This window comes from Novosphingobium sp. HNCC26DJ243 (genome assembly GCF_057180545.1).
On sequence record NZ_JBXUGN010000004.1, the window covers coordinates 21783 to 34229 of the forward strand.

At 65.7% G+C, this 12447-nt stretch carries 10 protein-coding genes; 6 read left to right on the top strand and 4 right to left on the bottom strand.

Annotated features, from left to right (window positions below; all coding sequences use genetic code 11):
- Window positions 1-23 precede the first annotated feature (23 nt).
- Complete coding sequence (locus AC2A04_RS12660; RefSeq protein ID WP_484212704.1) at window positions 24-929, top strand: sugar phosphate isomerase/epimerase family protein; 906 nt, start codon at window positions 24-26, stop codon at window positions 927-929.
- A gap of 6 nt (window positions 930-935) precedes the next feature.
- Here the strand turns inward: AC2A04_RS12660 and AC2A04_RS12665 are convergent, their stop codons facing one another.
- The 4 genes from AC2A04_RS12665 to AC2A04_RS12680 all read right to left on the bottom strand — a co-directional run bounded on the left by AC2A04_RS12665 (window position 936) and on the right by AC2A04_RS12680 (window position 6898).
- Entirely contained in the window at window positions 936-1763 is an 828-nt protein-coding gene (locus AC2A04_RS12665; protein WP_484212705.1) for a shikimate dehydrogenase, read from the bottom strand.
- A 62-nt stretch (window positions 1764-1825) separates the two neighbouring features.
- The gene (locus tag AC2A04_RS12670) at window positions 1826-4768 is read right to left on the bottom strand and encodes a TonB-dependent receptor domain-containing protein (protein ID WP_484212706.1); all 2943 of its coding nucleotides are present in this window, start codon (window positions 4766-4768) and stop codon (window positions 1826-1828) included.
- Between the two features lie 144 nt (window positions 4769-4912).
- Entirely contained in the window at window positions 4913-6148 is a 1236-nt protein-coding gene (locus AC2A04_RS12675; protein WP_484212707.1) for an MFS transporter, read from the bottom strand.
- Window positions 6149-6226: 78 nt separating this feature from the next.
- Window positions 6227-6898: a TetR/AcrR family transcriptional regulator gene (locus AC2A04_RS12680; protein ID WP_484212708.1), complete on the bottom strand. Its 672-nt coding sequence runs from the start codon at window positions 6896-6898 to the stop codon at window positions 6227-6229.
- 301 nt (window positions 6899-7199) lie between these two features.
- Here AC2A04_RS12680 and AC2A04_RS12685 point away from each other — a divergent pair, with 301 nt between their 5' ends.
- From AC2A04_RS12685 to ribB, 5 genes are all read left to right on the top strand, one after another.
- Entirely contained in the window at window positions 7200-9077 is a 1878-nt protein-coding gene (locus tag AC2A04_RS12685) for a bifunctional sugar phosphate isomerase/epimerase/4-hydroxyphenylpyruvate dioxygenase family protein (RefSeq protein ID WP_484212709.1), read from the top strand.
- Between the two features lie 3 nt (window positions 9078-9080).
- Window positions 9081-9578: a DUF3237 domain-containing protein gene (locus AC2A04_RS12690; protein WP_484212710.1), complete on the top strand. Its 498-nt coding sequence runs from the start codon at window positions 9081-9083 to the stop codon at window positions 9576-9578.
- 40 nt (window positions 9579-9618) lie between these two features.
- Complete coding sequence (locus AC2A04_RS12695) at window positions 9619-10596, top strand: alpha/beta fold hydrolase (RefSeq protein WP_484212711.1); 978 nt, start codon at window positions 9619-9621, stop codon at window positions 10594-10596.
- Between the two features lie 51 nt (window positions 10597-10647).
- The gene (locus tag AC2A04_RS12700; RefSeq protein ID WP_484212712.1) at window positions 10648-11109 is read left to right on the top strand and encodes a GreA/GreB family elongation factor; all 462 of its coding nucleotides are present in this window, start codon (window positions 10648-10650) and stop codon (window positions 11107-11109) included.
- A 65-nt stretch (window positions 11110-11174) separates the two neighbouring features.
- Window positions 11175-12446: a 3,4-dihydroxy-2-butanone-4-phosphate synthase gene (gene ribB, locus AC2A04_RS12705; RefSeq protein ID WP_484212713.1), complete on the top strand. Its 1272-nt coding sequence runs from the start codon at window positions 11175-11177 to the stop codon at window positions 12444-12446.
- Window position 12447 lies beyond the last annotated feature (1 nt).

The window sequence follows — 12447 nt, forward strand, 5'->3', positions numbered from 1 at the left end:
TACTGGCATGGGAGAGGTAAACGATGGATCGCAGGCATTTCCTCGGGGCCTCGGCTGCCATCATCGGCACCGGCCTGGCCGCGCCAGCAGTGGCCAGGCCTCGCCGCAAGTGGGGCCTGCAGCTCTTTACGGTGATAGCCGCGCTCGAACAGGACTTCGAAGGCACGCTGCGCAAAGTGGCGAAGCTCGGCTATCGCGAGGTCGAGACAATCGGCAGCTTCGGGCGTGATCCGAAATGGCTGCGCGCGCAGTTTGACCGCTTCGGCCTCGCCTCACCCTCGCAGCATGTCGCGCCCGATGCGCTCTATGCTTCGTTCGGCGCATGGTCGCGCAAGCAGATCACGACCGAGCAGAACCGCGAGAACTACGATATCCAGCTCGCCCTGCCGCGCGCCATCGCCGCCGTGCGCGATGGCATCGCCAAGGCGAAGGTCCTTGGCCAGCACTATGTCACCTGGCCGATCCTGATGCCGCAGATGCTGGCCAACACGGCCATTCTCGACGGCTATATCGCGATGTTCAATGAAGCCGGGCGGATCGCGCGCGAAGAAGGCGTGACTTTTGCCTTCCACAATCACGCGCGCGAATTCGACATGCTCGACGGCCAGATCATCTATGACCGGATCCTCGCCAATACCGACCCGGCGCTGGTGAAGATGGAGCTCGATCTCTACTGGATCAACAAGGCCGGAAAGGATGCCCCGGCCTATCTCGCCGCCAATCCGGGCCGCTTCTTCGGCTGCCACGTCAAGGACATGGACGCCAACGGCGACTTCGCACCGGCGGGTTCGGGCAAGCTAGACTTGCCGGGCCTGATCGCTGCCGCGCGCCAATCGGGCGCGAAGCATTTCTTCGTCGAGATAGACCGGTCGGACAACCCGATGGGTGCCGCCACCAGCAGCATCGGCTATCTCAGGACAATCGGCTAGGCCGGATCAGCCGAGGCTCGCGCGCATCCGTTCGGCATCGGCCACATGGCCGGTGATGATCTCGAACGCGCGCGCGGCCTGGCCCACGACCATGCCGACGCCATTGATCGCGGCACAGCCCTTTTCCCGTGCGACCCGAAGCAGCTCAGTCTCCGGCGGAAAATAGATGATGTCGGCAACCCATTGCGACGGGGCAATCTTGCCAGCGTCGAGCGGCATGCCGGGTTTGCCGTTCATGCCGATGGGTGTGGCGTTGACGATGCCGTCAGCGCCCTGCGTGGACAAGTCTTCCAGACTGCCCGAAGTGACCGTTCTGCCGGGATAACGTGCGGAAAGGTCCGCTGCCAGAGCACTCGCCCGGTCAGCGTCGATGTCGACCAGGTCGAGCCGTTCGACCCCGATCGAGAGCAGCGCATTGGCAACAGCAGATCCTGCCCCGCCCGCGCCCAGCTGCACGACATGGGTCAGGCCCGCCCCCGGCAGTCCGTCAAGAACCGAGCCGCGAAAGCCGGCCATGTCGGTATTGTAGCCAATCAGCCGTCCGTCGCGGATCGCTACGGTGTTGACCGCGCCCACCGCCGCTGCGCTTTCGTCAAGCTCGTCGAGCAGCGGCACGACGGCCTGCTTGAACGGAAATGTCACGTTGAAACCGCTGAAGCCGCGTTCGACCAGATCGGCCATGACGCTGGCGAGATCCGCATCGTCCAGCCCGCGGGCCGAGAAGTCGAACAGTTCGTACGTCAGGTCCAGGCCCTGTGCCTGCGCTTCCTTCTCGTGCAACTCGGGCGAGCGCGATGCGAGAATGGAGCGTCCAATGAGACCGGAGCGGATCATCTGTTCCTTGGGTTACGAAAAAATCCCGGCACGGCGCAAGCCGCACCGGGATACAGGGGAGATCAGAAGGTGGCGCGGACGCCGACGTAGAACGAACGGCCGACCACGTCATACTGTGCGGTATCGGTCAGCGTCTGATTGCTGGCCACGAACGGCAGGCCACGGTCGAACAGGTTGTTCACGCCGCCACGCAGTTCGAAGCGATCGTTCACCTTCACCGAGCTGAACAGATCCCAGGTCTGGTAGGACGGGACGCCCAGCGCGACGTTGTTCGGGCTATTGATCCGGCTCACGTCATCCAGTGCGTTCTGGTACTTCCAGCGAAGGCCGAAGCTGAGCCCGTCCGAACGATAGCCGAACGTCGTCAGCGCCTTCCACTTGGGCGTGGCGCGCGGCGGCACGGCGCCGGCGTCGAACACCGAGCCATTGCTGATGCCGGTATAATCGAGGAACGCCGCACCCGGCAGGAGCTGCACCTTGTAGTTGGCAAGGTAGCCGATTGCGGAGTCGACATAGAGCCTGCCGCTCTGCGCGACAAACGGCACGCCGATGCCCCAGTGCACCTGCACCTCGACGCCGTCAGTCTTGAGCGCGCCCAGATTCTTGAACGGCGTGTTGACGTTCAGGAGCTGGCCGTTGCCATCGCGCGAGATCAGCGCGCAGTTCGCGTCGGTCGGCGAGTAGTTCGGGTTGCTCCCGTTGAGGTTGTAGCAGCCCGCCAGCACCGTGCCGCCCGGGATTGCAGAGATCACGTTCTTGATGCTGATGTTGTAGTAGTCGACCGAGAGCGAGAAATCGCCGAACACGCCGCCACCGCGCGGTGCGTTGAACACGAACCCGAGATTGAAGGTGTCAGCCTTTTCAGGCGTCACCGTGAGGCTGCCCGCGGTGGTCGAGCCGGTCGCAGTGGTCTGGAACTGGTAAGTGCTGATCTGCGCAGCGGGAACGCCCTGCGCCACGCAGAGCGCTGCCACCTTCGCGCCGTTCGCGCCGGTGCGGGCGCTCGAGCGGACGTCGCATGGATCGCCAAGCGATGCGGGCGGCGTGCCGAGGGCAAGCTGCGCGTTCTGTGGCGGCGAGAACAGTTCGGCGATGTTGGGCGCACGCACGGCGCGCTGGTAGCTGCCGCGGAACAGGATCGATTCCACCGGCTTCCAGCGCATGTCGGCCTCGTAGCTCGTGACCGAGCCGGTCACCGAGTAGTCGGAGACGCGCGCGGCTGCGCCAATGCCCAGTTCCTCGAAGAACGGCTTGCCCGAGATCAGCGGAATGTCGATCTGGCCGGCCAGTTCCTTGACGTTGATCCCGACGCGCGAGACCGGAAGCTGGGCAGCGAATGCTTCGACGTTGCCGCTCGGCGCAAAGCCCGATGCCGGCGTGACGTCGAAGTCTGGCGCGTATTCGTAGGTGTTGCGGCGATAGCCGCCAACGAGCGCGATCTGGGCAGGGCCTGCGCCCAGATCGAACAGCTTGCCGTTGATCTGGAGCTGCGCCTGGGTCTGGCTCAGGCGCTCCTTGCTGACCGCGTCCTTGGTGATGTAGGCGCGGCAGGCATCGGACAGCGAACGCGCGTTGGCATCGCCGAACGGATTGAAGCCGCCAGCGCAAAGCGACGCACCGCCATCAGGCGCGCTCAGCAGCTGCTGGACGCGGCTCTTGAGCACGGCGTTGTGCATGATCGAGCTGTGGACCGACCGGTCGTAGGCAACGAAGCCGTCGAAGGTCCAACCTTCGGTGATGTCGCCCTTCAGACCACCAAGGTACTGCTGGACCTTGTAGTTTTCGTCCCAGCCCTTGTAGGGCACGCCGACGTAGCGCGCGCTCCAGTTGAAGTTTGCGGTCGGATTGGGGCGCGATGCAAGGATCGTGGCCAGGTCCGCCGGGATGAACGGGTTTGTCACCGGGATCGTGGTCAGGCGCGGGAACTGCGTCAGGCTGCCGCCGCTCTCGGTGCTGGTGGTCAGATCCACATACATGAGCTGGCCATAGAGGTTGAGCGAAGGCGTGATGTCGTAGTCAGCCTTGAGGAACGCGCTCTTGCGCTCAAGCCCGTTGATGTAGTCGATCTGCTGACCGACCGGCATGCGCACGTTGCCGCCGACAACGGCGTAGCCGCCGGTGCCGTTTGGACCCTTGTAGTTGAGCCCGCCGGTCTGCGTGAACAGGGTGCCGTCGTTGTTGAAGCCGAGGTTCGAGCCCAGCGGATTGCGGTCACCGGCGATGCCGTAGCTGTTGAACAGCGCGGTTACGGCGGCTGCGCTCGGCGCGTTCAGGGCGCTTGGCACGAAAGTGCCGGTGCCGATGAAGCCCGACGGCGTCTTGTCGAAGAAGTAGGAACGGCGGCTGCCGTTCAGCGGGTTCTGCTTGGCATATGCAAAGGCTGCGACGACGTGGCCACGGCCCTCGGCAAAGGTGGTGCCGCCTGCGAGCGAACCCTTGAACTTGTAGGCATCGCCGCGCGAGCTGATCGTGTTCTGCGCGTCGAATACCAGGCCTTCGAGCGAGCGGATCGACTTGAAGTTGACCACGCCCGACATGGCGTCCGAACCGTAGACCGCCGAAGCACCGCCGGTGATCGCATCGACGCCGCCGATGATCGCATCGGGCAGGATGTTGATGTCGACGTTGCCGCGGATGTCCGAGACGGGCAGGCGGCGGCCGTCAAGCAGCACGAGGTTGCGGTTGGTGCCGAGGCCATGAAGGTTGATGCTGGCGCGCGCGCCGGTGCCCTGGCCGCCGGTCGCTTCGTTGCCGCCCACGGTGAAGCCGGGAAGCTGGTTGAGCGAATCGACAAGGCTGGTCTTGCCGGTCTGGCGGATGCTGGCATCGCTGATGGTGACGATGGGGCTGACCGCGGTGTTGTTCGGGCGCTGGATCAGCGAGCCGGTAACCACGATTTCCTTGTCCGCAGCGGGCGCGGCATCGGCTTCATCAGGTGCGGCATCCTGCCCTGCATTCTGGGCGGCATCCTGTGCCAGTGCGGGCGCGGCGATCGCGAAACCCACCGAAAGCAAAGACGCGGAAACAGCTAGGCGTGTGCCCCTCAAACGCATGGTCATCCTCCTCCTCGGACGGCTTGATTCGCCATCCTTCACCCTGCCCATTTATGTTACGAACCAGTCCCTGTCAAATATCTTGTAACTATCCAGTTACACTTGTGAAACGGGCCGTTTGTGGCGTTCGACCAGCCTGGCCGCGCCCGCGCAGATCACCAGCGGCACGCAATAAGCCGCAAACAGGAACGGCAGCGGCGCGCTGGCTGCCATCAGGTATCCGCCCAACATCGGCCCGATCACCGCGCCGCCCCGGCCCACGCCGATCGCCCAGCCCACGCCCGTCGCGCGCAGCTTTTCGGGATAGGCGCCCGCCGCAATCGGCCAGACGCCATTGTATCCGCCCTGCAGCAGGACGCCGATCGCAAAGGCGACGCACAACGTGGTCCAGACCGGCATCGCCACCGATCCGAACACCACCATCGCCACGCCCGCCAGCACCAGCATCGTCGGCACCAGCTTTCCGAGCGGCACGCGCAAGGCAAGAAAGCTCATCGTCATCGTTCCGACGAAGGCACCGGCGTTGTAGAGCGCACCGGCATAGATGCCGTTGGTTTCCGACAGCCCCGCCGCGATCGAGAGCTTGGGAATCCAGCTGACGATGAAATAGAGCACCATCAGCCCGAAGAACACCGCGCACCACAGCGCGATCGTCCGGGCGCGCAGGTCCGGCGCAAACAGGTGCGCAACCTTCCCTGCCTCGGTCCGGACCGTGCCGGCCTCGTCCGGCCGCTTGTGTGGCAACACGAGCAAAGCGGCCGGAAACAGCGCAACCGTCAGCACGGCGGCACCCAGGAGCATGGCCTGCCAGCCGTAGACCGGCAGCAGACGCGCCACGATCAGCCCGGTGAACACCGCGGCAAAGGGATAACCTGCCTGAACCACGCCCACCGCGAGATTGCGCCGGGCCGGCGGCGCGCTTTCGGCAGCAAGCGCGGCCATCGCGGCCAGCACCGTGCCGATCCCGGATCCCACCAGCACGCGCATCGCAAAGAGCACGGGCACGCTCGCGGCAAAACTGCTGGCGAACATGCCGACCGACATCAACGCCAATGCGGCAAGGATCACCGCGCGCCGTCCCACCCGGTCAGCCAGCGGCGCGATGAACATGCCGCCGATGGCCATGCCGACAAGTCCTGCGCTGAACAGGCTGCCCATCGTATCGGGGCCGATGCCCCATTCGGCCTGAAGCCGGGGCGCGATGAACGAAAGGATCGTCACGTCCACGCCGTCGGCCATGTTGATCGCAAAGCACAGCGCCACGATGCCCAGCCCCGTGCGGGTCCAGTCTTCAGGACCGCCCGCACCCTCGGCGCTCACGGGTATTGCCATTCGCCCTCTCCTCTGCCGCGCCGGAGGGACGAATGACCGGCCTTGCACTGCCGGGCCACATCGGCCCGGGCGCAAGGATCAGTCCTGCTTCGTCACCCAGGCGAGGATGATGTCCGATACCTGGCTCGCCCGCCGCGCGATCGCCTCTGGGCTGGTCATGTCCACCCCGAAGTTGTGCGCGAAGGTAAACTGGTTCGAAACGTTGTAGAAACTCAGTGCCGTCAGGTTGAGATGCAGGTCGACCGCAGCCAGACCGGCGCGGAACAGCCCCTCGGCCTGCCCGCGCGCGATGATCTTCTCGAGCATTTCGATCACCCGCCGGTTGCCCTGCGGCAGCGAGGGGATCTGGCGCAGATGCTCGGCGCGGTGGATGTTCTCGTTCATCACCAGCCGCACCAGTTCGGGATGGCGGGCGTGGTAATGGACGTCGTGCTCGATCAGGCGGCGCAGCGCGTCGGCGGCACTGCCGCTCTCGATGTCGACTTCGCCCTCGCTCTCGCGCACCCGGCGGTAGGCGCGCTCCAGCACCGCGCGATAAAGCTCGTCCTTGCCCTCGAAGTAGTAGTAGATCTTGCGCTTGGTCGCCTTGGTGCCGATCTCGTCGATGCGCGCGCCGGCCAGACCCTTCTCGACAAACTCTGCGGTAGCGATGTCGATGATCTCGTTGATCGCCTGCTCGCGGCTTTCGGCGCGGCTGCGGCGGGCGGGCTTCTCTGCCGCCGGGGCTTCGGGCTCTGCTGTTCGGGACAAGTCGGCAACCTCCGGGGCTTCGCACGCGGGGCCCGGCACCGAAATGGGATGCAGCGCCTCCGCCGCGGGCGACCCTAGCGCCATTTGTTCACCCGGTCTGCCTGTGACTTGCGCCGCGACGCGCACGCGGCAGGGTTTTCCCCAGCCACAATTGCGCCAGCGTCAATGTCCACCTGCAAACCTCCCCGACTGCAAACCCGGCCTTGCCACATCCCGGCATTTATGTAACGAACTAGTCCCTAACAGTTAAACATGTCAACACCGGCCACAGAGCCGGATGCGGGAGTCGGGCAGTCAGCTCATGAAAACCTCGATAGCAACCGTATCGATCAGCGGCACGCTTGACGCCAAGCTGCAGGCGATTGCCGCTGCCGGCTACGATGGCGCCGAAGTGTTCGAGAACGATCTGCTCTCGACGCACCTTTCCGCGCGCGAGGTGGCCGCCATGATGGCCGATCTCGGCCTTGCCTGCACGATGTTCCAGCCGTTCCGCGATCTCGAAGGCCTGCCCGATCTCCAGCGCGCCCGCGCCTTTGACCGGCTCGAACGCAAGTTCGACGTGATGCAGGAGCTGGGCACCGATCTGCTGCTGGTCTGCTCGTCCTGTTCGCCGCTGGCCGATGCCGACCGCGCGCGCACCATCGCCGACCTGCACGAAGCGGGGGAGCGGGCAGACAAGCGGGGCCTGCGCATCGGCTACGAGGCGCTCGCCTGGGGTCGCCACGTCAACGATCACCGCGATGCCTGGAGCATCGTGCGCGATACAGACCACCCCGCCATCGGGCTTGTGCTCGACAGCTTTCACTCGCTCTCGCGCAAGATCCCCTCCTCCTCGATCGGTGACATCCGCGCCGACAAGCTGTTCATCGTGCAGGTGGCGGACGCACCCGTGCTCGACATGGATCTGCTGCAATGGAGCCGCCATTTCCGCTCGATGCCGGGACAGGGCGATTTCCCGCTCGACGACTGGGCCGATGCGATCCGCCGCATCGGATATGACGGGTACTGGAGCCTCGAGATCTTCAACGACCGCTTCCGGGCTGGCTCGGCCCACGGTGTCGCGCTCGATGGCTACCGCTCGCTGCGTCTGATGCAGGGCGGTATCGCCCGCCCCAGCGCCGAAGCAGCCACGCTCCCGCCCAAGGCTACCCCGCTCGGCACCGAATTCATCGAATTTGCCGCCAGCCACGAAGAAGCCGAAACGCTGGGCGCGATGCTCCGCCCGCTCGGTTTTCGCCCCACCGCACGCCACCGCTCGAAGGATGTCACCCGCTGGCAGCAGGGCGCGATCAACATCGTCATCAATTGCGAGCCCGAAGGCCTCGCCCACAGCTTTGACATGGTTCACGGCGCATCTGTCTGCGCAATCGGCCTGGCGGTGGGCGACGTCCCCGCGGCGCTGGCGCGCGCCGATTTCCTGCGCGTGCCCCGCTTCGAGCAGGCGGTCGGCCCTGATGAATGGCCAATCCCCAGCGTCCGCGCGGTCGGCGGCAGCCTGCTCTATTTCGTCGATGCGTCAACGCGCGCGGCGATGTGGGCGCACGAATTCCCTCACCCGCTCGAACCCGCGCCGGAAGGGCCTCTGCTGACCTGCATCGACCATATCGCCCAGACCATGCAGTACGAGGAATTCCTCAGCTGGCTGCTGTTCTACGTCGCACTGTTCGATCTTTCGAAAACCCCGCAGCTCGAGATCGCCGATCCGATGGGCCTCGTGCAAAGCCAGGCGGTCGAAAGCGCGGACAAGGCGGTGCGCTTCACGCTCAACGGCTCGCTCGCAGCGCAGTCGCTCACCTCGCGCTTCGTCCAGAATTACTTCGGCGCGGGCGTCCAGCATGTCGCGTTCGCCACGCCCGATGCCTTTGCCGCGGCCGAGGCTGCCGCCGCACAAGGCCTCCCGCGCCTGGCCATCCCGCGCAATTACCATGACGATCTCGAGGCCCGTCTCGGCATCGATCCCGAACTCGCCGATCGCATGGCCGCAGACGACATGCTCTATGATCGCGCCCCCGGCGACGACGGGCAGGACACCGAATACTTCCAGTTCTACAGCCGCGCCTTTGCCCGCCGCGTATTCTTCGAAGTGGTCGAGCGGCGCGGCTATGCGGGCTATGGTGCCGCCAACGCTCCGATCCGCCTCGCCGCACAGGCGCGCCACAAGACCGACTTTCCGGGATAAGCTATGACCATCCTTCTCGCCCTCGCCGCAGCAGCCCCCGCCGTCGCTGCTGCAGTTCCCGCCCCCGCCCCGGCACCCGGCCTCGAATTCGTCTTCGAGGAAACCGTGCTGCTCGGCCCCGACACGCCAGCGGGTCAGACACCAATGGGCAGGCGGAATATCGTGCCGATCACCGGCGGCACCTTCGAAGGCCCCGGCCTCAAGGGCACGGTCATCGGCGGCGGATGGGACTGGCAGTTGCGCCGCGCCGACGGCTGCCTGCAGATCAAGGCCGACTACATGCTGCGCACCGACGACGGCGTGGTGATCAATGTCGTCAACACCGGGGTCAGCTGCCGCGCGAAGAACCCCGCTGCCGTGGTCCGCACCCAGCCGGTATTCGAAGCGCCGATGGGCAAGTACGAATGGCTCGGCCAGACGAGCTTCGTCGGCACGCTCGATCCGGTCAGCCTGCCGGACGGCCAGCGTGCCGTGCGCATCCGCTTTTTCCGCGTCACCTGACGCAGCAGCCCGAAAACATAACAATCCCGGAGAGACCCCCATGGCAAGATACGCCCTCACCGTCGCGCTGGCATCGCTGCTTACCGCCACCGCGCTCGACGCCGCACCACCCCGCGTCCTTCCGGTCGGCCCCGAACCGTCGATGGCCGACAAGTTTCCGCAAGTGCCGGTCGCCTTTCCCAAGGGCGTCAAGGCGTGGCGCGACGTGACCTACCAGGTCCAGCCCGGCTTCCGCCCGCAGATCGTCGACATCTACGTGCCCCGCGGCAAGGGCCCGCACCCGCTGGTGCTCTATATCCACGGCGGTGGCTGGATGGGCGGCCACACCCGCCAGTCGGGCGCGTTCGAAAACTTCCCGGCGATGCTCGCGGCTTTTTCCGCCGAGGGCTTCACCGTCGCCAGCGTCGAATACCGACTCTCGGGCGAAGCGACCTTCCCGGCCCAGTCCCGCGACGTCAATGCCGCCTTGCGCTTCCTGCGCGAGAACGCTGCGAAGTACAGCATCGACCCCGATCGCGTCGGCATTTTCGGCGGCTCGGCCGGTGGCCACCTTGCCGCGCTCGCCGGCCTCGGCTGCCGCGATACCACGCTCGATCCCGCCTCGGCGCAGGACCACTGCCCGCAGGCGGTCGCCTCGTGGTACGGCGTGTTCGACATGAACACGATGCCGCGCCGCCTCGTGGCGGGCACGCCCGAGCAGGTTCTGCTCGGCTGCAAGGACGGCACCTGCGCGCCCGAGGCCCTGCGGCTCGCCAGCCCCCTCACTTATCTCGATCCCAGGGATCCGCCCTTCCTGCTGATCCACGGGACCGAGGACAAGGTCGTCCCCGTCGGCCAGTCGCAACAGGCCGAAGACGCGCTAAAGGCAGCGGGCGTACCGGTCACGGCGATCTACTACCCCGCCACGGACCACAGTTTCATGGGCAAGACGCCCGAGGAGACTCGCAAGTCCTCGCTCGCCGCGATGAACGCCACGTTCGATTTCTTTCACGACAAGCTCGGCGTTCCGCGCAAATGACCTTGCGCGCGCGGCCCCGGCTCCCGATCTTGGATGCCCAAGGAGAGAGCCATGAGTGTCGCGTTTCGCCGCGAGAGTGACGATGAACATCTCGAGCCGAAGTTCGAGCTGCCGATCCCGCCGGGACCGAACCTTGTCACGGCGCGCGGTCTTGCGCTGATCGGCGAGAGGCTTGCGGCCATCGAGGCGCTGATCCCCACGCTGGCCGACGAGGCCGCGATCAAGTCCGCGCGGCGCGACTTGCGCTACTGGAGCACGCGCCAGGCCACCGCCTTGCTGCAGGACCCGCCCCAAGGTGATACCGTCGCCTTTGGCAGTACCGTAACCTTCGCTCTCAATGGCAAGAAACGCTCGATCACCATCGTCGGTGATGACGAGGCCGATCCGGCGCAGGGCCTCGTGTCTTTCTCCGCACCGCTGGCGCGCGCACTGATCGGTGCCGAAGCCGGGGAACATGTTGATTTCGCCGGTAAGTCCGACGCCGTCGAGGTGCTGGATACGCGCGCAGCCTGACAGAAATTACGCCTTGATGTGATTAGGCGCTTGCGCCACACATTGCGATGTGAAATTAGGCTGGCATGTCCAGCGAACTCATCGTCCGAATCCGCCGCCTCGTCAACGAAGGCGGCATGTCGCGCTCCGGCCTCGCCCGGGCCGCAGGCCTCCACGCCAATACGCTGCGTGACCTGACCGAGCCGAACTGGAATCCCACGGCAGACACGCTGGCCAAGCTCGAACGCTTCCTTTCGGACAGCGACGACACGCCCGCGCTCGTGCCGATCGAGGAGATCATCGAGGAAGCGCGCAACGGTCGCATGTTCATCCTGGTGGACGACGAGGACCGCGAGAACGAAGGCGATCTGGTGATCCCCGCACAGATGGCCACGCCCGATGCGGTAAATTTCATGGCCACGCATGGCCGCGGCCTGATCTGCCTCACGCTCACCCGCAGCCGCTGCGAACAGCTTGGCCTCGAGCTGATGAGCCGTAACAACGGCACGCGCCACGAAACCGCGTTCACCGTCTCGATCGAGGCGCGCGAAGGGGTCACCACCGGCATCTCGGCGGGTGACCGCGCGCGCACCGTCTCGGTCGCGATCGACGCGGCCAAGACCCGCGACGACATCGTCACCCCCGGCCACGTCTTCCCGCTGATTGCGCGCGATGGCGGCGTGCTCGTCCGCGCCGGCCACACCGAAGCCGCGGTCGACATCAGCCGCTTGGCCGGGCTCAATCCTTCGGGCGTGATCTGCGAGATCATGAAGGACGACGGCACGATGGCGCGGATGGACGATCTCGTCCCCTTCGCGCGCAAGCACGGCCTCAAGATGGGCACGATCCGCGATCTGATCGAATATCGCCGTCGCCACGACCATCTCGTCGAATGCACCGCCCTTGCCCCGTTCACCTCGGACTACGGCGGCGACTGGACGATCCGCACCTATCGCAACAAGGTCGATGGCTCGGTCCATCTCGTGCTGCAGAAGGGTGCGATCCACCCCGATCGGCCGACGCTGGTGCGCATGCACGCGATTTCGGTCCTGTCCGACGTGCTCGGCGCGCCCGGACCGCGCAAGCGCATCCTCCAGCGCGCCATGGCCGAGATCGGCAAGGCCGGCTCGGGCGTGATCGTGCTGCTGATGCCGAGCGACCCCGACCAGCTGGTCAACGAGGTATCGGGTACCGGCGGCGGCAACATGGACTTGCGCAGCTACGGCATCGGCGCGCAGATCCTGGCAGACCTTGGCGTGCACGACATGGTCCTGCTGACCAACGCCCACCGCAACGTCGTGGCCATCGAAGGCTACGGGCTCAACATCGTCGGCGAACAGCCGATCACCGAGGACTGAT

Excerpts from the sequence above, each read along its gene's own strand:
- AC2A04_RS12660 (WP_484212704.1), top strand. The coding sequence starts at position 24 with ATGGATCGCAGGCATTTCCTCGGGGCCTCGGCTGCCATCATCGGCACC.
- ribB (WP_484212713.1), top strand. The coding sequence starts at position 11,175 with ATGTCCAGCGAACTCATCGTCCGAATCCGCCGCCTCGTCAACGAAGGC.
- AC2A04_RS12665 (WP_484212705.1), bottom strand. The coding sequence starts at position 1,763 with ATGATCCGCTCCGGTCTCATTGGACGCTCCATTCTCGCATCGCGCTCG.
- AC2A04_RS12690 (WP_484212710.1), top strand. The coding sequence starts at position 9,081 with ATGACCATCCTTCTCGCCCTCGCCGCAGCAGCCCCCGCCGTCGCTGCT.
- AC2A04_RS12695 (WP_484212711.1), top strand. The coding sequence starts at position 9,619 with ATGGCAAGATACGCCCTCACCGTCGCGCTGGCATCGCTGCTTACCGCC.
- AC2A04_RS12700 (WP_484212712.1), top strand. The coding sequence starts at position 10,648 with ATGAGTGTCGCGTTTCGCCGCGAGAGTGACGATGAACATCTCGAGCCG.
- AC2A04_RS12675 (WP_484212707.1), bottom strand. The coding sequence starts at position 6,148 with ATGGCAATACCCGTGAGCGCCGAGGGTGCGGGCGGTCCTGAAGACTGG.
- AC2A04_RS12685 (WP_484212709.1), top strand. The coding sequence starts at position 7,200 with ATGAAAACCTCGATAGCAACCGTATCGATCAGCGGCACGCTTGACGCC.